The organism is Nonomuraea glycinis, from assembly GCF_035920485.1.
Taxonomy (GTDB): Bacteria; Actinomycetota; Actinomycetes; order Streptosporangiales; family Streptosporangiaceae; genus Nonomuraea; species Nonomuraea glycinis.
In genome coordinates this window covers 4,243,400-4,265,195 of record NZ_CP109166.1, presented here as the reverse complement: position 1 = coordinate 4,265,195, position 21,796 = coordinate 4,243,400, and the positions used below count along the sequence as shown (strand labels likewise).

Here is a 21,796-nt window from a genome sequence, read left to right as displayed (position 1 = left end):
CAAATCTCAGGGGGACCTTGAGGACGCCCGACCACCTTGTATCCCGCAGCAAGACGATCTAACGCACAGCCCCGATCCCGCCCGCGGGAGGCGATCGCCCCTTACCCGTAGAGCCGGTCAAGGTCGACCACGAGGATGCGGGGATCGTGCTGCGCGACCGTACGCAGCTCATCGGTAAAACCCGATCCGCTGTAGCACGCCAAGACGGTGTCCCCGGTGTCGTATCCCTTACCTCTCAACAGGTCTCTCGCCCTGGCCAGGCGCTGGACGTGGTGAGCGCCCATAACCTCTCCCCACTTCGTCTCACCGAGGGAGAGAACTCGTCGCGGCCGCCCGGACTCCTGGGGGGCGAGAACCGCCACGTCGATCTCGATCTGAGTGCGGTTCTCCGGATCGGCCACCACGCCGGAGCCGACCTCGGCCGGGAAGCCCCCATAGAGGCTCTCATCGGCATGCAGGGCGAAGTCTCTGCATAGCGCTTCGAAGTGCGGCCCGACGACTTGGGCGAGAAAGGTGGGCCGCATGGATTCCCACACGCTCTCGGCGCGGTGAATCTCCAACTCCGGCCACCGCCGCCGCATGATCGCCTCATAGAAGGTGATCAGCGGCTCCACAATGCGGTAGCGTGCACGCCCGGATCGGAACAGGTCCGGCTCGCGGGTGATGAGCGCGCAGTCCTCGAGAACGTTGAGCGGATGGGTGATCTGATCCGACTTGCGCCCGACATAGTTTGCTATGCCGCCATTAGTGGCGTTACCGGATGCAATGGCCGCCAGCACCGAATGGTAGATGGCAGGGTCGCGAATCTCGGACTCCTCCGCCAGGAGATAGCGCGCTTCGCGGAAGAGCGGCGTCTGAGGGTTGAGCACCGTCCGGCACACCCAGGAGTCGAAGTCGGCAGCATCCACGGGTCTATCCCCCTGCGTGAACTCGTAACGATAAGCCGGAGTGCCACCGATGACAGCGTGCACGAGTACCGCCAGCCGAGGATCCGCGATGCCCCAGAACCGCGATGCCTCGCGATAGCGGAACGGATGAATGACCAGCTCAAGCCCCGCTCTTCCGCGCAGCGGGGCCTGTCCCGCCAGCAGGTTCCCCATGACCGACATGGCCGAGCCGCACAGCACCAACCGGACCGGACTCTCCCGGCCGCTGCCTCCTGGGCCGAGCTCTCGCTGGATGATGGACGGCAACGCGGGCGAGGCTCTGGTCAAGAACGGGAACTCGTCAATGATCACCGGCACTCGCTGATCGCGGATGACGCGGAACATGTACGAGATCGCGTCGTTCCAGTCACGGAAGGGAAAGTCGGCGACCTGGTGGGTGTACCGCGTCAGGGAGTCGTTGAACAGCCTGAGCGATTCGGCCTCGGTCGCCTCGGTGGCGGCGAAGTACATGCCACCGGTTGTTTCGGCGAGAGCCTGTAGCAGGAAGCTCTTCCCCTGCCGCCGCCTGCCGGACACCACACCCAGAGTCGCGCCGGTCTGCTGCGCCGACGCGGCCCCACCGAGCACGAACCGGGTCAGACCCTGCCACTCCCGGGCTCTGTCGAAGACATGATCCGGCTTCCCCGTCATCAGCACTCCAAGGATACAGAAGTACAGTTCCCAGAAGTATACTTCTGTTTTTACATCGTCTCTACTACCGGGGTCATCAGGGAGACGATCGGGGCCAGGCCGCGGTCGTCGAGGGTGCCGTTGAGATCGCCCAGCACAATGACCTTGTCCAGCCGTTCCGCGGCGATGGCCGCGCCGAGGGCGGCGGCGCTCTCGTCCCTTCTGCCGGAGGCGAAGCCGTCGGGCAGGACCAGGCGGACCGAGGGCAGGTGCGCGACGTACACGGCCACCTCGCCGGACGGCAGTCGTACGGTGGACCGCAGAGCGCGGTTCCGGTCGGCTTCGACGCCCGCGGGTCTGATGTCCACCGGCCGGGCGGCCGGTGAGGGGATGTCGGGACCACAGCCCTACGGTGCCCACGACGGCGTGGTGCGCGTAGCCGGACGCGAGGGCTGCCCGGTAGGTGGGCAGCGCGTCAGGGATCAGTTCTTCGAGAGCGATCAGGTCGGCTCCGGCTTGGCCGAGCGCCGTGACAGCGCCAGGCCGAGCAGCGCGGGAACGGCCAGACCGAGCCAGGGCAGGAACGTCTCCAGCAGGCTGCCGAGATCGCCCCACCTGAACAGCGAGATTGTTCGGCTTCAGCAGGTGCGCAGCATGTTGAGCAGGGCCGCCTTCTCCTTGCGGGTCACGAAGAGCCGGTAGTGGCGTTTCACGGTGATCCAGGAGCTCGCGTACCGGCACCAGTGGGCGCGGCGTTGCGGGCGCCAGCTCTGCGGGCCCTGGCCGCCTTTGGCGATGTTGGCGGAGTGGCTGACGGTGAGCAGTTCGGGGCGGGTGAGATCGTTGGCGAAGGCGCGCCGCTTGGCCGTGCTCCACCGCTTGGCGCCCGACCGCCAGGCGTACGCGAGCGGCACCACATGGTCGACGTCCACGCGCTTCTCGCTCTTCAGCCGCTTGCCGTCGTACGCGCTGTACCAGAGCCCCTTGACCGGGTGGCAGGCGGCGTTCCGGCGGATGCGCCGCCCGTCGCGGGCCAGGACCGTCTCCCGGGTGTTGCAGCTGCCCTTGTGCGGCGCCCATCGGGGCTGGAAGCGCTTACGACTGTAGCCCCGGATGGACAGCGGTCTGGCGACCTTGAGCTGCGCCAGCATCCGCCGGCCCTGGGCCGCGGTCTCGGCCTGCGATCGCTTACGGGGCTCGGCCGCCGCCCGTGGGGCGGCGATGGCCGCGGTGATCGGGATGACCACGAGCGTGAGTAAGGCGACGTGCGCGGCCCGTCTCAGGAAGATCATCGTTTCGCCCATGCCCAGCGTCATCCCCACCGGCGACGACGATATTCAGACCACCTGCGTGTACGCCCCCAGACGGCGATGCATAACAACCGAGATGACCGGGATCGCGCAGTTAATTCACCGGCTCAACCTCCGGCCCCGGGCCGGGCCAGGACTCCCTCGACGAGGACGCGCCGCTACTCGCTCAACGAAATCCGGATCGGTGAGCGCGGTCGCCGCCACTTCCGCGGCGTCCCGCAGATCGAAAACAGCTCGATCAGCACGACGGGTGGCGGCTACGCTTTCGGCCGTCTCACATCACTTCGCGCTGCTTCTGTACGCCCATGGAACGGCGACCGAGCCTGGAGGAAGCGACAGTGGCCATGCCGAAGAAAGGCTCGCGGCTCATCACTGTCGACGGCGCCGTCTACCGCTGGCGGATCCGCTACCGGCCGACCTACTGTCAGGGCAATGGGTGGACCCCGCTCCGCTTCGCCGTCGAACGAGCCGAGGAGCCGGAAGGCGTTCTCGTGGTGTCGCTCCCCTTCGCCCGGCCGGACAACTGGCTGGGAGAGCGAACGATCGCCGTCCGTCCTCTCCTCGTCGCCGGGTGCATCCGACGAGCCCTGGAAAAGGGATGGAACTCGGGGGGTCCCGGATTCACCCTCACCGTCACTGAGAACGAACTGACCGAGTTCCTGGGCGAACCGCCTCAATACTTGATCCCTTTTCTCTGGGGCATGATCCCGGAAGGCGGCGACATCAAAGACCTCCCTCGGGCCACCCAGATCTGGAGCCGAGACAAGCGGAGCGCCGACCAGGAACCTTCTGACCTGTAGAGCCAACAAGGGATCTGGCGCGACGATCCGACCTGAATCGGCTCGTCGCGCCAGGTTGGAGCCATGTACGTAGCGGCGACCATAGAACTCGGCAGAGACAACGAACAGCCGAGGTAGTCACGACGCTGACTTTCGGGGCCGGGATCAGCAGACGATCAGAATGCTTCTCCACGCGAAGCCGCTCCGGGACTCCGCGTCATCGTCGGAGGCGAGTCGGGTGTGGGGGACACCGCTGGTGTTGGAATTGTTGAACAGGTGCCCGCTCTGCCCGTTCGCGTACCACTTGTAGGACCCGCGGTAGCTGATGGTGTGGCTCCCACAGCCCTGGATACCTTGTGAGTTTCCGCTGAAGCCCGGCCCCGAGTACGCGACGAAGGTCGACGTCGCGGAGAGCACGAGCCGAGCGGGGGCCGGTGCGGCGCCGGCCGGGGACGCAATGGCCACCGGGGTTGCGATGGCTGCGGCCCCGACCAGCGCCAGGAAGGTTGCCCGCAGTGGGGTCCGTGATCGGGGGCGCCGCAGAAGAGAGTTCGCCATGTGAGTCGATCCTCCTTGAACTGGAAGGTGCAGCGGTCTGCTGTCTGTCTATCGCCGCATTCCTGTTCGCTGTCGGTGGCGCCCGCCGAACAAAACAAATGACGAACAAACGTCCCAGGTGAAGAACGGTTCGACCAGCTCTACGGGCGCACACTCGACGTCACGATTCATTGCCGATCCGCGACGGGCATTTCCGGCTGGGGCCGTGGTGACAACTCACAAGAACGGCTGCCGTCGGACCGGGCGCTTCTGCCCGACGGCTCAGGGACCGGCTACCCCGACTTGATCGACATACCGGCGCCATACCGGCGCTCGCTACGCTGACGGGCCCGTACTTGATCATGTTTGAAGGAACTCTCGTGACCCGTCTCGCGCTGGTGACCGTCTTCGCCGTGCTGCTGTCGATGATCCCCGGCGTGTCTCACGCCAGGGTTCCGGGCGCGCTGGGCACGGCGGGCAACCTCATGCGTGAGGAGCAGCCGCGCGCCGACGGGATCAGGCACGTGGACACCAAGGCGATCGTCGCGGGACTGAAAGCACTCAACGCGAACACCTACGTCTATCCGATGGCCGGCGACAACGTGCACTGGACCGACCTGCGGGATGAGTTCCTGCCCGCGGCGGCCGCCGCCGGGATCGACGTCTGGGTGCTGGTGTACTCGCCGAGCCAGGAAAGCTGCTGCGTGTCCCGGCCGTTCAAGCACGACTACGTTGCCTGGTCCCGCGAGATCGCCACCCTCGCCAAGAGCCACCCGAACCTGGCCGGCTGGACGGTGGACGACTACGCCTACGACCTCAAGACGTTCACCCCCGCCTACGTCGGACAGATGCGGTCAGTGGCCAAGGCGATCAGCCCCGCGCTCAAGTTCGTCCCGACCGTCTACTACGCCCAGTTCACTGACGCGTTCATCACCGAGCAGATCCCGCTGGTGGACGGCGTGGTATTCCCCTTCCGTGACGAGCCGTACCGGGACACCTCATGGTCGTGGAGCCTGTCGTACCAGGTGCAGCAGCTCGCCAAGCGGCTGCCCGGCACCGAGGTCTACTTGATGCCCTACGCCTACCCGCTGAGCCACGCCGCTCAGAAGCCGACGGTGTCCTACGTCGAGGCGGTCACCAAGAAGGGCGTCGAGCACGTCCGTAGCGGCGAACTCGCCGGGGTCCTGCAGTACAAGCTCCCGTTCGTCTCCCGCGACCAGGCATGGACGCGCCCCGCCGCGGACAACCTGGCCCGCACGGGCGACGGGCGGCTGAGCTTCGTCGTCCAGAAGCAGACAGCCACCAAGGCGGGCATGTCGTGTGGCGCGACGCGGAACACCGTCCTGACCTCAGGGGCGGCCAAGCGGGCGGTGAGCTTCTGGCACCGCGACGGCCGCGGGCCGGGGCATCCGGCTGGGTACCACATCAAGCAGCTCCTGCTCAACGGCAAGGTGGTCTGGGAGCGGGACGTCACCGCCGACGCGGCCGGCACCTGGGTGAAGGCGACGGTCGACTTCACGGCCAAGCTGAGCGGGACGACGAGCGCGACGCTGCAATGGCGCCTGTACGAGCGCAAGGGCGTGAGTGACTACGTCATCGACGTCAGCGTGGACGACATCGCACTCACCGGCCTGACGATGAGCGACCCCGGCGTGGAGAACGCCGCCGTCTGGACGCCCACCCTGGCTCGCCAGGGCGGTGCGGTCTACTGCTCCGCCCAGGTCTACCACGAGGACTACGGCGCCGACCTCGGCGCACGCATCGCCAAGCTGTATGCCGCCGGGTGAGCTTTTGAACTCACTGCTTATCCGGAAGACGGGAAAGCCCGAAGCGATTGCCCTCACCTGTTCCTCGGGAGAAGGCGTCGATCCGCGCTATAGCGCGCGAGCTGAGCCGTGCGCCCTCGGCCCCCAGCCGAAAGATCCGCCGCGACCGGCACCCGTCTCCCGCCGCTACCGGCCGTACGCGGCTCAGGCCCGCGCCGACCTCCCCCCAAGCAGCCGCGCGATGTCCGCAACCCCGGGCCCGGTGACGCCCGCACCACCGGCAGATGCGTCACAGGTGCGCGTTTTACGCGTTCGGGTCCCAGTCTGCGAGCTGCTCCATCGGCTCGGTGTCGCCGGTGGTCTCCAGGCCGTCGAGCGGGACGCGCTCGTAGAAGTAGAGGACCAGTTCGCTCGCTGTACCTCGCATCGCCATGTCGCCCGGCTCCGCGTCGGCGGCGAGGTCGTCGCAGCGGACGCCGTCGGCGTTGAGGGTCAGGCGCCAGGAGCGGCCCTCGGTCGTGTGCAGGTCGATGGTCGCCGGCTTGAACGGCCAGGGGACGGTCGTCGCCGAGACGGTCGTCAGGAACTCGTCGACGCCCTCGACCGCGACGTCCGTCGGCAGCGGCTGTGCGGCCCCCTGGGTGAGCTGGGCGTCGTAGGTGTGGACGGCGATCTCCTGGATCTGGTGCCGGGCCACGGCTCCGCTGGTCTCCGGGGCCTGCGAGCGGCCCCACCAGGTCCAGCAGCCGCGGTCCGGGCCGGCCTCGCGCATCGCGTCCAGCATGAGCTCGGTCGACTCGGCGAGCCAGGCGTCCAGTGCCTCGCGATCGCGGGGCGCGGTCGGGGCGCCCTTCGGGTCCGTCCTCGCCGGGGGCTCAGCGCCCGGGCCCGCCGCGACGATGGCGGCCTGGCGGCGGCGGCCGTCGCCGAGGTGCTGCGCCAGTTCGCGCAGCGTCCAGTCCGGGCAGGCCGGGACCTGGACGTCAAGGTCGGGGGCGGACGCGATCGCGGCGCGGAACGCGGCCGAGCGGTCTTCGATCAGCCGCAGGACCTGGGGGAACTCCAAGATGTTGTGCACGCCGGTTGTGTATCACGGCGCTCCGGCCGCCGGGTAGCGAATATTTCGCACGAACGCGTCAACAGCCGGGCGGAGCGCCGGCGCCGAAGCCGTCCTGAAACTCCGCACGCTGCTCGCCAACGGCGACTTCGACCACCAGGCGAGATGCCGCGGTCTGTCGGCTGATGGCCCTGGGAGCAATCCGCGACGCCGTAGCCTCGGAGAGAAGCGAAGCGCCCTCGGCAAGCTTGGCGCTGCCCTCGGATAGGTTACGAAGCCCACCGCCCCGGCACGTCATCGCGCAGGTGCGCTCTCCCGTTTGACCGTCACCCATCGATTGGACCGCCATGTCCCGGATCACCGAGGGCAAGAGGATGTGCTCGGCGGCCAAGACCCGCTCTGCCAAGCTCTCTGGATCGTCTCCGGGGAAGACGGGGACCTCTCGACGAGCAACGATGGGGCCTTCGTCATATTCGGCCGTCACAAGGTGAACGGACGCCCCAGACATCATCTCGCCTGCCGCCAGGACGGCCCGGTGAACATGCAGACCGTACATCCCGCGCCCACCGTACTTGGGGAGGAGCGCGGGATGAATGTTTCGCACGCACAACCTGCTGTTCCGCTGGATGGCCATCGCCCTGCTCCGCCAGCGGATCCAGTGGCTCGCGGAGCCCGTTCCTGGCGAGAAGTCTCCCTGGGCATCGGCACCCGAACCGAAGCCATTCGGGAGATCACCGGCTCAGGATAGAAACTAAGGCGTAAGCCAAAGCTGGTACATTCGTTGAAAAATCGGTCCGACCGGCGTGCCGTCACCGTGCGTCTGGGATGTGACCACGACCCATTTGTCGTATTGCCGAGTATGGTAGGTTCCGTTGTTCTCCCAAGCGACCTGGACCCTGTTGTTCCCGGTCGAGAGTCGCCTGACTCCGTGGAGTTCGTAGGCGATCGTCCCCGGATTCGCGAAGCACGTGACGCCGTTCTGGTGCTCGATTACGACGAGATCCGTGCGGTTGTTGCACTCGGTGGTGTTCGTCGCGAACGCGGGAGTGGCGGTGACGAGAGGTAAGAGGAACGCTGCGGATGCCGCAACGACGGCTTTCTTGAAAACTTTCACGGTATACCCTTTCGGCGCTGGTCGCGTATATTCACTGCCTTGATCACACCATGTGATCGCGGCTGTAAATTTACTACAGCTTTGCCAAAGCCTGATACAGCGGATCGCAACCCCACATTGGGACATCGCCGGCGGGCAGGGACCGACTGCCAGGCCACACCCTGGCCCGTGGCCGTCTACGGCAACCAGTCGAAGCGCGGCCGGCCATCGGGCGTGCCATCCCGTACCGCTAAGGTGTCGCGAACACGGAGATCATCTTGTCGCGATCAGCCCGACTCGCCTGGGCAGCCGCCTTAGCCGCCGCCGCGTACCCGACCTGGAGCATCTGGCAAGTCGAGTACGGGTCCTCCGCTATGGTCCAGAGCTGCGTGGGGCTGTACGACCAGGGCGGTTTCGGCCTCACCGGACTGGCGTCGGCACTCCTGGGGGACACCTACGAGATCGCGAACCTGGCCGTCGCATGGGGTGTGCCCTCGATCCTCGTCCTCACGGGGTTCCTGAAGCCGGCGGTCACCGGCCGCCGGGTGGCCGGCCCGCTCGTCCTTCTCGCGATCGTCGGACCGGCCGCCCCTACGTACGTGGCCGAGGACGGCTGCTCGACGATCCCCGTGCTGAGCGGCGAGTGGTTCGCGACCGTGGCGAGCGCCTACGGGCCTGCGGAGTCGGCTCTCCTGCTCTCGGCGTTGCTGGTGCTGCCGGCCTCCCAGAACGTGAGGGACGCATGGCCGAGTGGGTGGGCCGGGCGCCGGGCGGTGGCGTTCACCTTCGACTACCTGGTCTTCGTCGCTTTCCTGGGTCTCTTCGAGGGCGGGTTCAGCAGCTTGGACTACGGCCTCTTGAACTGGCTCAGGGCCAACGCACCGGCATCGCTGCTCATCGCCGTACCCGCGTTCCTTTACGTGCTGACGGGACGGACGCCCGGCAAGCGGCTCATGCGTATCCGCGTTGTCTCCGCCCGCACCGGCCACTGGCCGGGCTGGCGCAGGGCCGCGATCCGCGCGCTCGTCTTCCCTGTCCTCGTCTGCGTGCCAGAGTACGGGCTGGTCGTGCTCCTGGTGGACGGCCTGTGGTCGGTGGCCGACCCGGCCGCTCGCACCTTGCACGACCGCCTGGCCGGCACTCGGGTCCTCCACGACCGGCCGTCGACGAAAGCCCTTGGCTGACCGTCCACGCCGGAGAAGACCTGTGGTGGCGAAAGCCGTGGGGTCGTTGCGGAGACTGCCCTTGAGGAAGGTCTGCCCGCCGGCGGTACATAGCGCGTACACGATGTCGCCGCAGTCGCAGGTCCACGCCTTCGCCCGGCATCGCGTCGTGCTGTCTGCCTCCAGTCATGTGAACGATGTGCAGTTGTCGTCCGGCGGCGGGACGTGGGGGGCTGGGCACGGGGTCATGTGGCAGGTGTCTCTGGTGCGAAGGGCAGGAGGGCCCAGACTGTCCGGCCGTGTTCGTCACCGTGGACGCCCCAGCGCGTCGTCAGTTGATCGACCAGGTGGAGTCCGCGGCCGTTCAGCTCATGTTCATCGACCTGCTGCAGGTGTGGGCTGGATGGGCCGCCTTCGTCCAGGACGGCGAGGATCAGCAGGTCCCGGCCTGCGTGGACGGTCACGCCGAAGCGCCCGCCCGCCCCGCCGCTGCGAGAGTGCCGTATGGCATTGGTAGCCAGTTCAGAAACGACGATTTCGGCGATGTCGGCTTCGGGGCGGTTGGCTAGGTAGTTCGTGACGAACCGGCGCACTTCGCGAATCTGGGTGCGGACCCCGGGAAAGTTTCGGCACCACGAATGAAGCTCTTTGTGGTGGTTTGATGTGCGATCCACGCCGATCCGCCCTCGCGTTTATGCAGGTCAAAGCCCTACTACTAGCCATCAGCACTTAAAGTACTGATGCCATACTGCAAATACAAGCGACTTGGTGTACTTGCGCCGCACAATAAGTACTGGTCAGCTACACATGCAGCGAGCCCAGAGGAAGGTGCACATGTTCGGACTCATGGTGCGATTCACCTGCAAGGACGAGACGAGCGCCGCAGCATTCGACCAGCTCGTGCGTGAAACAATCGAGGCGATCCGCCAGCACGAGCCGGGAACGATCGTGTACGCCTCACACCGGGTGGACGGCCGGCCACTCCAGCGGATCTTCTACGAGCTCTATCAAGACCGCGCCGCCTTCGACGCCCACGAGCAGACCGAGCACACCAAACGGTTCCTCTCCGCTCGCGAACACCTGCTGGACTCGGTCGAGGTCGACTGGCTGGAGCTGCAGAGCGGAAAGGGCACGGCGTCGTGAGCACCGAATACCAGCGGGCGTTGGGCAGACGCATCGCCCAAGAGCGCAAGCGGCGCGGCCTGTCACAAGTGGAGCTGGCCCGGCTGGTGGACCGGTCGGTGGCGTGGATTTCGCAGGTGGAGCGGGGTGTACGCAAGGTCGACCGGATGTCGGTGCTGGAGAAGGTCGCCGAAACGCTCGACTTGCCGCTCTCCGAGCTGGCCGCCGAAGCACCGGTGGTCGCCGCCACCAACGACGAGGTACCCGGTACGGCAGGGCTGCGCCTGGTGCTCTCCGGTGCGCACTCCCTCAAGGCCATGCTGCACGCTGCGCCCGCGCCCTCTACCCAGCAGCTCAAGTCCCGGGTAGATCACGCTTGGGAGCTGACCCACGAAAGTCGCTACGACGACCTGGCCGACCTGCTGCGCGGCCTGGTGCCCACGTTGGAGAACGCCGTCCGCTCAGCCCCGGCCGAACGCCAGGCCGAGCTGTTCGAACTGCTCGCCACCACCTACCAGACCTGCTCGGCGTCACTGGCCAAACTCGGCGAGCCAGAAGCCGCGTGGATCGCCGCCGACCGGGCCATCGGCGCGGCCGAGCGCGCGGGCAACCCGCTGATGATGGCCGCCGGCGCCTTCCGGCTCGGCTTCGTCTTCCTCCGAGCACGCCACTTCGACCAGGCCGAGGAGACCGCCCGCACCGCCTCCGAGGCACTCCGGCCACTGGCCGATCAGCGCAAACCAGAGGCGATGTCCCTGTGGGGCGGCCTCACCCTGCAACGCGCCCTGGCCTCAGCCCAGCTCAATCAGGCCGACACCGCCTACGACCACCTGGCCGAAGCCCGCGAGATGGCCGAGCGTCTCGGTGACGGCCGCAACGACTACAACACCGAGTTCGGCCCGGCCAACGTCGCCCTCCACGAGGTTTCCATCGCGATCGAGCTGGGCGACGCCGGTCACGCCCTCCGGGTGGGGGCCATGATCGAAACGGCCACCCTGTCACATGAACGACGCGCCCGGCTGTATGTCGATCTCGCCCGCGCGCACGCCCAGCGACGTCAGATCGACGAAGCCGTGACCGCCCTGCTGGAGGCTGAGGCCATCACGCCCGAACAACTCCGCAACCACCGGGTCGTACACCAACTCGTCTCCGACCTGCTGACGATGCGGGATCCAGCCTCCCCTGAGCTACGCGGGCTGGCTGCGCGCGTGGGAGCGTAGTTTCTCCATTGAGGAGACCGAAAGCCGCGTCGACTACCGGCAGATCTCAACAGGCAGCCGTCTGGTGCCAGCGACTCGGCCGACCGTTCGAAGCTGACGAATCCGGGCCCAGTTACGCAGCCCTTGCGCGCCGCCAGGCGCGCCTTGGGAGACAGCCCGAGCGGAGCGAGGACCTTTGGGCGTAGGTGGCTCACCGCTCAGGTGGTCAGGGGTGGGGGCGGAGGGTGAAGCGGAGCCCCGTCTCCGGGAGGCGGGGATCCGCATGTCAACGCCTACTTCGACAACTGCCGGGCCAGCACCATGCGCTGGATCTGGTTGGTGCCCTCATAGATTTGGGTGATCTTCGACCCGTGATGCGATCACCTGCGACAACAGCTCGATCATGCGGCTGATCAGCGGCAACGCCTGCGGATATCTCGCATCACCTCTCGCTGGTTCCGGCACTCTCACGGAACAGCAACGGAACAAGGGCAGGGCATGGGAGCGGTCTGCGCAGATCCTTGGTGAGCGCCTGCTTGCAAACGGGAGCCAGGCACGCCGCCCAGAGGTCTTTCTCCTGACGAAGCAGCAGGTGGTGGCTGTTGATGAGTGCGGCTGTACGTCGGTGTTGCTGTACTTGGCTGTACAACAGCCGACGGTCCATCGACCGCTTATGCGGCGACAAGGCATCCCGCCGGGTCCGCTTCTGACCTGGTACGTGTGGACACTTCAAGAGTTCGAAAGTGGGCCGAGGTGAACATCGATAGACATCGACGTCCTCTTTCCAGGGACGGTAGACGCTATTATTGGACAGACGGACCAAGCCCCATACCTAAACGTCGCAAAGAGGTGCATCGGGATGATCTTGGCGTGGTTTCGAGATGAATGCTCGCATCGAACGTGGCGATGACTCCGATACAGGAATGCTTCGCGGAGTTCATCGCCAGAATATCGCTAGGCGAAATGGAGCGAGAGTCAATGCTTGCGAGAACCGGCGCGCTCATGGAGCACGTGTCTCGTGGCAGCGGAATCTCGGAGTGCATTATAACAGGCTCAATAGTCCGTTCTACCGCGATAAAACGATTCTCCGACGTTGATGTGATCGCCATTCTTGATCCCCTATTAGCCCAACAGCTCACTGTAGAATACTCCCTTGATTTGATAATTAAAGCGCTAAGCACTACGAGCTATGATGCAGGAGTATCCGGCGCTGCGGTATCCGTGTCCCTTGCTGGCGATTTCTGCGTCGACTTTCTACCTGCTTTTGACCGCAGGGATCAACATGGCAACCGATACTTTGACATCCCCAGGAATGATCGAAAAGGGTGGCTGAGGTATCGCCCAGAAGACCTGTCTCGCCGTGTCTCTTCCGCCGCGCAAACTTGCGGCCCCGACTTCAAGAAATTAGTTCGATCAGCCAAGTGGTGGGCGCGCATAAATAGGCAACCGATTGCTTCATATGAGCTCGAATTGATTGCTTGCGACACGTTTGCGGCAGGGCTTCCCGAACTACCGCGAGCCGTCGCGGAGTTCTTTCGCAATGCTGCTTCATGCCTGGGATCACAAGTGCACGTCAAGGCCCCCGGCCTCAAGGGTGCAAGTGATGCGGCAAGGCAAGCTTGCGAGCTACAGGATATAGGGGACATGGTAAGATCTACCTCTCTATGGAGGAGGCTTTTTGGTGAGCAGTTCCCCATTATTGTCGACCGAGATCATCTCCATAGCTAATGCGGAGCTTACAAGAGCTTCTAAGGGCTATCGCTTAAGCCGTCAGCTGCAGTTGGCCACCTTTGTGTTGGGCGTCAGCTCCATTCTGATACCCAATACTTATACATACATTCCGGCGTTGCTAGCGTTGATTACCCAGGTGACTTCATGGATCTCACGGCATAAAGCCGGTCAGCTTCATGGTGTAGGTGACGAGGGCAGAATGCGCGGTCTTCTGCTAGATGCGCTGGGTCGATCCTCAGAAAAGCTGGATTTGAGTAATTGGCTAAGCCGCGTCAGCGAGAAGAGTCGTGGGACCGCTAAGTCGTCTGCGGACCCGAACTACTTTGCGAGCGGCGCAAGTGCAGGGGTACAACGACTCTGTGAACATATGCAGGAGAACGCATTCTGGGGAAAGTGTCTATACAAAGCCACCGCCGCCCGATATACGAATATAACACTCTGGTTTTCGGCGATTGGCGCTCTGGCTGTTCTTGTCGCAATCCCGCTCGCTTCCAATCAGAACCTAATTATTGCGCGCATTTTGGTGGCAGTACTAGCATCTGGAGCTGCTGTTACTCAGGTAAGCGAGATACTCTCCTGGAGGTCCGCTGAGGCCAAAATCGAGACATTGGATCGTCGTTTAGAGAAGCTCGCTGTATATAGCGAGGATGAGCTAAAAACAGTACGACTCGATGCTCTCTTGGCGGTCTATGGCGACTATTGTGTTGCCACTGCTACAGCGCCACCGATTCCGGACCTCCTGTATCACCGAGAACGCGCCCGCTTGAACGATCTATGGAAGCAGCGCATCCAATAGTCTCCCTGACCTCATGACAGCCTCTGGCCACATCCCCCACTGGTGAGCCCGACACACACTCGCAAAGGTTGTCTGATACCCGGGCGCGCACGCGGGCGGAGAGTTGGGAGGAGTAATCCCCCAGAAGGGAGCTAAACCATTCTGGCACCTGGATGCCGGCCCAGCTTGCATGGCCGATCGAGGACGGCGTGTATGCCGATTGCGCGGACAACTGCGCGGGAACATCGCTGTTAGCGATATTGTCACTTCAGCGCATGGTCACCCGGTGCGCAAGGGCATTGTAGCCATGGCCTCTCCTCCATGCCTGCTGTACAGCAGGCCCAAGCCATCAGGCTCGATGACAAGGACCGACGAAGTCGATTCGCGGCAGTCGATCGCCCAAACCGCATTCGGCGAGGACCGAAGTCAGCGATCGTCCGGCCTCAGCCGAATACTTGATTACAGGTGAAGCGGAGGGCCATGGTCGAGGGCCGACGCTACTGCTCAAGACGCCGTACAGGACGATCTCAGGCTGTGCCAGGCGACGTTGCTGTACTTCCTTGCTGCACAGCAGACCACAGCAACCCGCGTATCCGGTGGCAAGCCGACCCGGAGCGCAGGGTCTCCATGTCCTAGCACCCGAAGCGACGCGACAGCCAGAGCATCCGCTCTCAGGCGTAAGACCTGCAAGCAACCATCACCATACAAGGGAGCATCACGGCACTTTTGGTGAAGTCAGGGCAAACCCTGCACGCGGCACCTAGCCTGGTCCGCGTAGAACGTGGCGCTGGAGGGCAACCTTGCTGGACCGTGACAACCTTCAGTCGTTCAAAGCGGCCCTGTCGGCCGCTCTGCGGACGACCAATCAGGCCGATGACGCCTTGAGTGATCGCTTTGTCGAGCTTCGCCCCGGCACGGTGGCCACACTTGAGTCAGCCGTCAACCACCTGGTCACAGGCCGTCGAGGCGTCGGCAAGTCCACGACACTCGCTGTTCTTCAGCGGCGGGCAGAGGAACGCGGCGCCCGGGTCATCTTCGTAGACGTAGAGACACACAAGTCTCGTTCCTACCCTGATGTCCTAATCGAGATCATCATCGACATCCTCCAGGAGATCGAACCCCAAGGGTGGAAAAAGCCGCAGCGACAGCTTCGCCGAAAGGTTAAGGAGTTGCTCACCGTCCTTGATGCTCTCCGTAGGGCTGGCGCTGAGGTCACGCAAAGCATTGAGAGCGATGAGGCGCGGACAAGTGACATAAAAGTTAGCCTGCGAGGCGGCGTGGCCAAGCAGTACGCGAAGTTGAGCGCATCGGTTGCAGGCTCAAGGTCTAGACGAACGAAGACTTCGGAGACCTCCACACGAACACGTCGCAAGGAGGATTTCCTGCGCGACCTAGCTCCTGCAATCGCGCAAGTTCTGGAGGGCGCCGCTAATCTCGAAGGGCGGAAGGCTCTCCTGGTCGTACTCGACGACTTCTACTTCATTGCCAAAGAAAAGCAGCCACTCGTCCTGGACCACCTTCATGGTATTACGAAACGAAGTAACGTCTGGTTGAAAATTGGCAGTGTTCACTCAAGGACGCAGTCATTCGCTGATGGCGACCCTCCACTCGGAATGCAGCCGCCGCACGACCTTCAGCACCTCTCTCTTGACGTTGGCCTGGCGGACTTCGCAACAGCGCAGACCTTTCTTGAAGAAGTTACAAACGGGGTGCTTGCCCCTGCCGGATTCAAGGTCAAGGATGTTCTTACGCCGACGGCGCGTGAGCGAGCAGTGTTGATCGCTGGCGGTGCCGTTGCTCGCGACTATTTTGACCTTCTTATCGCGGCGGCCGATGCCGGATGGGAGTCCTCCCAGCGAGGTGAGGGGAGCAATGATCCCTTTGCCATTGGTGCTGAGAACGTCCAGGCAGCTGCGGGGCTGCGTCTCCAACGCAAGCAGACCGATCTACGCAATGATGCTGGAAGAGATGCCCCGACTCTTGAATCTCGATTCGACGATCTTGTGAAGTTCGTCCGAGATCGCGATACCTTCTTTTTTCTTGTGCGTCGCGAGCACATGGATACTGGCTGGGGGCGGGAGATTGTCGAACTCGAAGACCTTAGATTCGTTCACCGGATCATGACCACGAGGCCGAACACGGCGACGTGGCGCGGCGTAGAGACGGTCGTATTTATGGTGGACTTCGCTGCTCTCGTACAGAGGCGTATGCGCAAAGCTCCGGTGGAATTCTGGAAGGTTGGGAAGTCTGACGAGCTAAGGCGTGCCGAATGGGTCTATGAGCCAAACTGGACTGAGTCTTCAGCGAAGGGCAAAAAGGGAAACGGCGGCGGCGAGGTCTCAGAAGAAGTGGAATTGCCTTTCGAGTAAGCTCCTCAGCTACACTCGCCCGGCTGCGTGCTGCCACTGCAAGGCCGACCCTTCGAGGCACCATCTAAGCTCGCTGGCTGGGGCATCTGGAGACCTCCAACTCGGCGTTGAAGAACGCGCGGGCGGCGCTGGCCGCGACCGGCCGAAGAGCCGCAGCGCGGCCAGCCCGCCACTACTACGCCAGCGTCATGCTGGCCGGCGGCGTCTCGGTCAGGGAACTCGCCAAATACCTTGGACACGCTGACCCGGGCTTCACCCTCCGTGTCTACGCCCATATGATGCCCGGCTCCCACGACCGCGCTCGCAAGGCCATCGATGACCGCATGCCTCGTCCTCACGCTATCGGTCAGGGCGGCCTCGATTAGGCGTCGCTGCTCGGAAGCGTCTCCGTCTCCACCTGTAAACCGATCGCCTGAGCCTGCGCGATCAATACCGAGTAACGCTCCAAAAGTGCGTCTCGCTGCGAACGGAGATGCTTCCGCTGGAGGCTCTCGGCCGTGTTCTCCAGCGCCGTCGCAAGCTGGAGGTGCTCAGGGTTGACACAGCCTCGACGGGCACAGGTGTGATGAAGCTGCACTCCTTCCGGAATGGTCCCTTTGACTCGCTCGTAAGCGTACCTATGAGCGAGTTTGCGCAGCGTCCGACCGTCTTCATCCCACGTCCACATGCCATACCGTTCTTCGGCAGGGAGCTTGGGATCCGGCAACTTCGCGCCACCCCACAACTGGCACCCATCCGGCCCCGGCTTCACCTTCTTCCAGAAGCGCTCCTCCACGGTTCCCGTGTCCACGTGATGACGCACGACAAGCGGGTCGCCGTTCATCTGGAAGCGATACAGGTGCTTCTTACAGTAGCCATAACCTGCGTGCTTCCCTTCGCATCTAGAGACAACACATCTGCGGGTCTCACGGTCCTCAGGCCATCGAGGCATCTCCTGCCGCCTCCTTTCCCGAACTTGCCTCGTTGACCGCCGCTTCGAGCGATGCGATCGCAACCTTGAGTGCCGCGATCTCTCGCTGAAGGCTGACCCGTTCCTTCATCTCCAAACGGTTCGCAACTGCGTCCACCTCCTGAAGGTGCTCAGGATTAGAGCAGAGCCTTAGTCCGCAGGTGTGGTGGACGACGCGGCCCTCAGGAAGGGCACCGTAGGCCCACCGGTAAGCAACATGGTGCGCGTACTCTGTCGTCTGCCTACCGTCGACTGTCACCCCCAGCTTCGGATACGGACACCCTTTAGGCACGGTGGGCCACAGCCAATGCCCGTCTGGGGTTGGGATGACCTTCGCAAGCCATCGTTCCTCCACAGTCCCCCGCACAACCTTTCGGGCCGCCACTGGTTCACCGGTGCGTTGAAGATTGGCGTAGTGGACATTGCAGTAGCCCTTGGCTTGATGGGGGCGGACACAGCCTTCAACCTCACAACCGACACGCCCATGAATCTGTACTCGCTCGATCTCCCCGTTCCGATACGCCCGGCTCAGACATGGAGTACATCTCCCACGAGCCCTTTGCTGTCGATTACAGCCGGGTTCTTCACACATCCGGTCCCCCGCGCGCCCCGCCACCTGTCACCCCCTCCTGAGAATCTCAGATCAAGATACGGATGGTCACCGACAAATGCAGTGGCCTAGGAAGGTCTGCCCACCGCCGAAGACCCAGACCCCAGGAGTGGTCCAGTCGACAAAACAGCTACTGCCACGGAACAGGGACGGAACAGTGAACCTTTTCCAGGTTCCGCGGCGAGTGCCCTGGTCGCAGGATGATTGCGATGTCGTGATTCGGCCGGTGACAGCAAGAAGCTCCTGGTAGACGGGTTGATCACCACAATCCACACCGTCGCCACCAGGAGCTTCAGGTGCTTTTCTATCGTGCCGCCGTCGATTTGTCGCATCAGACGCTGAACTACGTGGCCGGGGTGATCCGCAGGCACCGTAAGACGATGAGGTCGATCTGGCGGCGGCTCAATCCCGGTCGGCAGGCCCTGCTGGTGCTGGTCTACCTGCGCAAGGGCGAGACCTACGCCGAGCTCGGTGCCGGCTTCGGGGTATCGACGACAACCGCGTGGCGATACGTGGAGGAGACGGTGGCGCTGCTGTCGGCCCGCTCGCCCAAGCTCGGCCAAGCACTGCGCAAGGCCCGGCAGGACGGGCTGCACTACCTGGTGCTGGACGGCACCCTGATCTGCACCGACCGGATCAAGGCCGACCGGCCGTACTTCTCCGGCAAGCACCGTGTGCATGGCATGAACGTGCAGGTCATTGCCTCACCGGATGGGACGATCCTGTGGACCTCGGGTGCCCTGCCCGGCAAGGCCCACGATCTGACCGCCGCCCGCATCTGGGGCATTCTGCGTGCGCTGAAGCAAGCCGGGATCATCACCCTGGCGGACAAGGCGTATCAGGGAGCCGAGGGCCCGGTGCTCACCCCGTACAAGGGCAAGGGCAAGCCCGAGTCCCAGAAGCAGGCCAATCGCGCCCATGCCAAGCTCCGCGGACCCGGCGAGCGTGCGAACGCCCAGCTGAAGAGCTGGAAGATCCTCCGAAAGCTCCGCTGCAGCCCGTCAAAGGCGGGCCACCTCTGCAAGGCCATCGCCGTCCTTCAAAACCATCGCGTCGCCCAAGCCGCGTGAGCCTGAAATAGGTTCAGTGATCCTTTGAGGGCTATCTCTAAAAGCGAGAAACCCCGCCTACCCAACATGGAAGGCGGGGTTTCTGCACGTCAGGGGCTACTTCAACAGTTGCCTGGCCATCACCATGCGCTGGATCTGGTTGGTGCCCTCGTAGATTTGGGTGATCTTGGCGTCGCGCATCATGCGCTCTACCGGGAAGTCCTGCGTGTAGCCGTACCCGCCCAGCAGCTGCACCGCGTCCGTGGTGATCTCCATGGCCGCGTCCGAGGCGGCGCACTTGGCCGCGCTGGACAGGAACGTCAGGTCCTTCTGGGGCTGGCCGTGCATGGCCAGCTCCGACTTGGCCGCCGCGTGGTACGTCAACTGCCTGGCCGCCTCCAGTTTCATGGCCATGTCGGCGATCATGAACTGCAGCCCCTGGAAGTCGGCGATGGCGCGGCCGAACTGCTTGCGCTCCTTGACGTAGCCGATGGCGTAGTCCAGTGCCCCCTGCGCGATGCCCAGTGCCTGGGCGGCGATGGTGACCCGGGTGTGGTCGAGGGTCGCCAGGGCGGTCTTGAAGCCGGAGCCGGGTGCGCCGATCATCCGGGTCTCGGGGATCCGTACGTTGTCGAGGATCACCTGGCGGGTCGGCGACGCCCTGATGCCGAGCTTCCGCTCCTTCGGCCCGAAAGACACGCCTTCATCGGACTTTTCCACGACAAAGGCGGAAATGCCACGAGCGCCGGCGGCCGGGTCCGTCACCGCCATCAGCGTGTAGTACTCCGACACGCCCGCGTTCGTGATCCACATCTTGGCGCCGTTGAGGACATAGTGATCACCGTCACGCACCGCGCGGGTCTTCATCGCGGCGGCGTCCGAGCCGGCCTCCGCCTCCGACAGCGCGTACGAGAACATCGCGTCCCCCCGGGCCACCGGCCCCAGGTAACGCGCCTTGACCTCCTCCGAGGCCGACAGCAGCAGCGGCACGGTGCCGAGCTTGTTGACCGCGGGGATCAGCGAGGACGAGGCGCAGGCCCGCGCCACCTCCTCGATCACGATCACGGCGGCCAGCGCGTCGCCCCCGGCTCCTCCGTACTGCTCGGGCACATGGATGGCGTGCAGGTCGGCCGCGACGAGCGCCTTGTAGACGTCCCAGGGGAACTCCCCGGCCTCGTCCGCCTCGGCGGCACGTGGGGCGATCTTCTCGTCGGCGAGGGCCCTGACCGTTTCCCTGAGCATGTCATGCTCTTCGGCGGGCGCGTACAGAGGAAAGTCCATGCCTCGAATACTAGGACGTCCGACTACTTTGTTACCAGACAGTACCGTTTGTGCCCACCCCAAGGTGGCACGAAAGGAGGTAGCGGGGAGCCGGTAGCATTGCGCGATCGGAAGGAGCTCACTCGTGCCATATCGCCTCACGGTGATCGGGACCGGATACCTGGGCATCACCCATGCGGCGTGCATGGCGGACCTCGGTTACGACGTTCTGGGTCTTGACATCGATGCTGACAAGATCCGCCGGCTCAACAGCGGTGACCTCCCCATCCACGAGCCCGGACTGGAGCCGGTGCTCCGCCGGGGGATCGAATCCGGCCGCCTGCGCTTCACCACCTCCTACGAAGAGGTCGCGGCCTTCGGCGACGTGCACTTCGTCTGCGTGGGCACTCCCCAGAAACGCGGCGAGTACGCCGCGGACGTGTCCTACATGGACAATGCGATCACCTCGCTGGCCCCCTTTCTGGACCGCGAGTGCCTGGTCGTCGGCAAGTCCACGGTGCCGGTGGGCACCGCCGAACGGCTGGCCGGCATCCTCACCCAGCTCGCGCCGGCCGGCGTCCAGGCCGAGCTGGCCTGGAATCCCGAGTTCCTGCGCGAGGGCTTCGCCGTGGAGGACACGCTCAACCCCGACCGCATCGTGCTCGGCGTCCGCACCGAGCGAGCCGAGAAGGTGCTGCGGGAGGTCTACGAGCCGCTGGGCGAGGTGCCCGTGGTCGTCACCGACTTCCCGACGGCCGAGCTGGTCAAGTCCGCCGCCAACTCCTTCCTGGCCACCAAGATCTCCTTCATCAACGCGATGGCCGAGGTCTGCGAGGCGGCCCACGCCGACGTGCAGCAACTCTCGCTCGCCCTGTCCTACGACGACCGCATCGGCGGTCGTTTTCTCAACCCGGGCCTCGGCTTCGGCGGCGGCTGCCTGCCCAAGGACATCAGGGCGTTCATGGCCCGCGCGGGAGAGCTCGGCGCGGACCAGGCGCTGACGTTCCTGCGCGAGGTGGACATGATCAACATGCGCCGCCGCGCCCGCATGGTGGACCTGGCCCGGGAGCTGGCCGGCGGCTCCTTCCACGGCTGCACCGTGGGCGTGCTCGGCGCCGCCTTCAAGCCCAACTCCGACGACATCCGCGACTCCCCCGCGCTCGACGTGGCCGTCACCATCGGCCACCAGGGCGGTCAGGTCACCGTCTACGACCCGATCGCGCTCGACAACGCCCGCAAGGCCCACCCCGAGCTCAAGTACGGCGACTCCGCCGTCGAAGCGGTCCGTGGCGCGCACGTGGTGCTGCTGCTGACCGAGTGGCAGGAGTTCGTGGACCTCGACCCCGAGGAGCTCGGCGCGGTCGTCGCCACCCGCAGGATCGTCGACGGCCGCAACGCGCTCAACTCCGAGGCCTGGCGCTCAGCGGGCTGGCACTACCGCGCACTCGGCCGCCCGTAACACCCCCAACCC

21 protein-coding genes and 3 pseudogenes are annotated in these 21,796 nt (G+C 64.5%); 11 read left to right on the top strand and 13 right to left on the bottom strand.

Features of this window, described 5'->3' with window-relative positions; genetic code table 11:
* Nucleotides 1-101 precede the first annotated feature (101 nt).
* From OHA68_RS20300 to OHA68_RS20290, 3 genes are all read right to left on the bottom strand, one after another.
* Entirely contained in the window at nucleotides 102-1,577 is a 1,476-nt protein-coding gene (locus tag OHA68_RS20300; RefSeq protein ID WP_327109024.1) for an AAA family ATPase, read from the bottom strand.
* Between the two features lie 50 nt (nucleotides 1,578-1,627).
* On the bottom strand, nucleotides 1,628-1,924 hold the full coding sequence (locus tag OHA68_RS20295; RefSeq protein ID WP_327109023.1) for a hypothetical protein: 297 nt from the start codon (nucleotides 1,922-1,924) through the stop codon (nucleotides 1,628-1,630).
* A gap of 270 nt (nucleotides 1,925-2,194) precedes the next feature.
* Nucleotides 2,195-2,872, bottom strand: coding sequence for an HNH endonuclease family protein (locus tag OHA68_RS20290; RefSeq protein ID WP_327109531.1), 678 nt, complete (start codon nucleotides 2,870-2,872; stop codon nucleotides 2,195-2,197).
* A 332-nt stretch (nucleotides 2,873-3,204) separates the two neighbouring features.
* Here OHA68_RS20290 and OHA68_RS20285 point away from each other — a divergent pair, with 332 nt between their 5' ends.
* Nucleotides 3,205-3,666, top strand: coding sequence for a hypothetical protein (locus tag OHA68_RS20285; protein ID WP_327109022.1), 462 nt, complete (start codon nucleotides 3,205-3,207; stop codon nucleotides 3,664-3,666).
* 144 nt (nucleotides 3,667-3,810) lie between these two features.
* On the opposite strand, the gene OHA68_RS20280 is transcribed toward OHA68_RS20285, so the two are convergent.
* Nucleotides 3,811-4,203, bottom strand: coding sequence for a MiAMP1 family antimicrobial peptide (locus OHA68_RS20280; RefSeq protein ID WP_327109021.1), 393 nt, complete (start codon nucleotides 4,201-4,203; stop codon nucleotides 3,811-3,813).
* A gap of 359 nt (nucleotides 4,204-4,562) precedes the next feature.
* On the opposite strand from OHA68_RS20280, the gene OHA68_RS20275 reads away from it, so the two are divergent.
* Together OHA68_RS20275 and OHA68_RS45520 are read left to right on the top strand one after the other, a co-directional pair.
* Nucleotides 4,563-5,969 carry a hypothetical protein gene (locus OHA68_RS20275; protein WP_327109020.1) on the top strand — a complete coding sequence of 469 codons (1,407 nt, stop codon included), beginning with the start codon at nucleotides 4,563-4,565 and terminating at the stop codon, nucleotides 5,967-5,969.
* A 65-nt stretch (nucleotides 5,970-6,034) separates the two neighbouring features.
* Nucleotides 6,035-6,168, top strand: a pseudogene (locus OHA68_RS45520) (IS30 family transposase); the annotation flags it as partial.
* A gap of 84 nt (nucleotides 6,169-6,252) precedes the next feature.
* Here the strand turns inward: OHA68_RS45520 and OHA68_RS20270 are convergent.
* The 3 genes from OHA68_RS20270 to OHA68_RS20260 all read right to left on the bottom strand — a co-directional run bounded on the left by OHA68_RS20270 (nucleotide 6,253) and on the right by OHA68_RS20260 (nucleotide 8,119).
* On the bottom strand, nucleotides 6,253-7,026 hold the full coding sequence (locus tag OHA68_RS20270; protein ID WP_327109019.1) for a maleylpyruvate isomerase N-terminal domain-containing protein: 774 nt from the start codon (nucleotides 7,024-7,026) through the stop codon (nucleotides 6,253-6,255).
* Nucleotides 7,027-7,084: 58 nt separating this feature from the next.
* Nucleotides 7,085-7,639: a formyltransferase family protein gene (locus tag OHA68_RS20265; RefSeq protein ID WP_327109018.1), complete on the bottom strand. Its 555-nt coding sequence runs from the start codon at nucleotides 7,637-7,639 to the stop codon at nucleotides 7,085-7,087.
* A 117-nt stretch (nucleotides 7,640-7,756) separates the two neighbouring features.
* The gene (locus OHA68_RS20260; RefSeq protein WP_327109017.1) at nucleotides 7,757-8,119 is read right to left on the bottom strand and encodes a beta/gamma crystallin domain-containing protein; all 363 of its coding nucleotides are present in this window, start codon (nucleotides 8,117-8,119) and stop codon (nucleotides 7,757-7,759) included.
* A 368-nt stretch (nucleotides 8,120-8,487) separates the two neighbouring features.
* On the opposite strand from OHA68_RS20260, the gene OHA68_RS20255 reads away from it, so the two are divergent.
* Nucleotides 8,488-9,282, top strand: coding sequence for an RDD family protein (locus tag OHA68_RS20255; RefSeq protein ID WP_327109016.1), 795 nt, complete (start codon nucleotides 8,488-8,490; stop codon nucleotides 9,280-9,282).
* A gap of 224 nt (nucleotides 9,283-9,506) precedes the next feature.
* Here OHA68_RS20255 and OHA68_RS45335 read toward each other — a convergent pair whose 3' ends face one another.
* Nucleotides 9,507-9,854, bottom strand: coding sequence for an ATP-binding protein (locus OHA68_RS45335; protein WP_407674473.1), 348 nt, complete (start codon nucleotides 9,852-9,854; stop codon nucleotides 9,507-9,509).
* 253 nt (nucleotides 9,855-10,107) lie between these two features.
* Here OHA68_RS45335 and OHA68_RS20245 point away from each other — a divergent pair, with 253 nt between their 5' ends.
* The gene (locus tag OHA68_RS20245; RefSeq protein WP_327109014.1) at nucleotides 10,108-10,404 is read left to right on the top strand and encodes a putative quinol monooxygenase; all 297 of its coding nucleotides are present in this window, start codon (nucleotides 10,108-10,110) and stop codon (nucleotides 10,402-10,404) included.
* Nucleotides 10,401-11,603 carry a helix-turn-helix domain-containing protein gene (locus OHA68_RS20240; RefSeq protein WP_327109013.1) on the top strand — a complete coding sequence of 401 codons (1,203 nt, stop codon included), beginning with the start codon at nucleotides 10,401-10,403 and terminating at the stop codon, nucleotides 11,601-11,603. The genes OHA68_RS20245 and OHA68_RS20240 overlap by 4 nt, the downstream gene beginning before the upstream one ends.
* Nucleotides 11,604-11,875: 272 nt before the next feature.
* On the opposite strand, the pseudogene OHA68_RS45330 reads toward OHA68_RS20240, so the two are convergent.
* Nucleotides 11,876-11,950, bottom strand: a pseudogene (locus OHA68_RS45330) (hypothetical protein); the annotation flags it as partial.
* A gap of 517 nt (nucleotides 11,951-12,467) precedes the next feature.
* On the opposite strand from OHA68_RS45330, the gene OHA68_RS45325 reads away from it, so the two are divergent.
* The 3 genes from OHA68_RS45325 (at nucleotide 12,468) to OHA68_RS20230 (ending at nucleotide 16,457) form a co-directional block, all read left to right on the top strand.
* Entirely contained in the window at nucleotides 12,468-13,310 is an 843-nt protein-coding gene (locus OHA68_RS45325) for an SMODS domain-containing nucleotidyltransferase (protein ID WP_407674472.1), read from the top strand.
* Complete coding sequence (locus OHA68_RS20235) at nucleotides 13,264-14,109, top strand: hypothetical protein (protein ID WP_327109012.1); 846 nt, start codon at nucleotides 13,264-13,266, stop codon at nucleotides 14,107-14,109. The genes OHA68_RS45325 and OHA68_RS20235 overlap by 47 nt, the downstream gene beginning before the upstream one ends.
* Nucleotides 14,110-14,888: 779 nt before the next feature.
* The gene (locus tag OHA68_RS20230; RefSeq protein WP_327109011.1) at nucleotides 14,889-16,457 is read left to right on the top strand and encodes a P-loop NTPase family protein; all 1,569 of its coding nucleotides are present in this window, start codon (nucleotides 14,889-14,891) and stop codon (nucleotides 16,455-16,457) included.
* Nucleotides 16,458-16,818: 361 nt separating this feature from the next.
* Here the strand turns inward: OHA68_RS20230 and OHA68_RS20220 are convergent, their stop codons facing one another.
* From OHA68_RS20220 to OHA68_RS45320, 3 genes and pseudogenes are all read right to left on the bottom strand, one after another.
* Nucleotides 16,819-17,280, bottom strand: a complete 462-nt coding sequence (locus OHA68_RS20220; protein ID WP_327109009.1) for an HNH endonuclease signature motif containing protein — start codon at nucleotides 17,278-17,280, stop codon at nucleotides 16,819-16,821.
* A 91-nt stretch (nucleotides 17,281-17,371) separates the two neighbouring features.
* Nucleotides 17,372-17,524, bottom strand: coding sequence for a hypothetical protein (locus OHA68_RS20215; RefSeq protein WP_327109008.1), 153 nt, complete (start codon nucleotides 17,522-17,524; stop codon nucleotides 17,372-17,374).
* Nucleotides 17,525-17,530: 6 nt separating this feature from the next.
* Nucleotides 17,531-17,998: pseudogene (locus tag OHA68_RS45320) on the bottom strand (HNH endonuclease signature motif containing protein); the annotation flags it as partial.
* Nucleotides 17,999-18,312: 314 nt separating this feature from the next.
* Between OHA68_RS45320 and OHA68_RS20210 the strand changes: the two are divergent.
* Complete coding sequence (locus OHA68_RS20210) at nucleotides 18,313-19,086, top strand: transposase family protein (protein ID WP_327106819.1); 774 nt, start codon at nucleotides 18,313-18,315, stop codon at nucleotides 19,084-19,086.
* Nucleotides 19,087-19,182: 96 nt separating this feature from the next.
* On the opposite strand, the gene OHA68_RS20205 is transcribed toward OHA68_RS20210, so the two are convergent.
* Nucleotides 19,183-20,346: an acyl-CoA dehydrogenase family protein gene (locus OHA68_RS20205; RefSeq protein WP_327109007.1), complete on the bottom strand. Its 1,164-nt coding sequence runs from the start codon at nucleotides 20,344-20,346 to the stop codon at nucleotides 19,183-19,185.
* A 124-nt stretch (nucleotides 20,347-20,470) separates the two neighbouring features.
* Between OHA68_RS20205 and OHA68_RS20200 the strand changes: the two genes are divergently transcribed.
* Nucleotides 20,471-21,784, top strand: coding sequence for a UDP-glucose dehydrogenase family protein (locus OHA68_RS20200; protein WP_327109006.1), 1,314 nt, complete (start codon nucleotides 20,471-20,473; stop codon nucleotides 21,782-21,784).
* The last annotated feature ends 12 nt before the right edge of the window (nucleotides 21,785-21,796 follow it).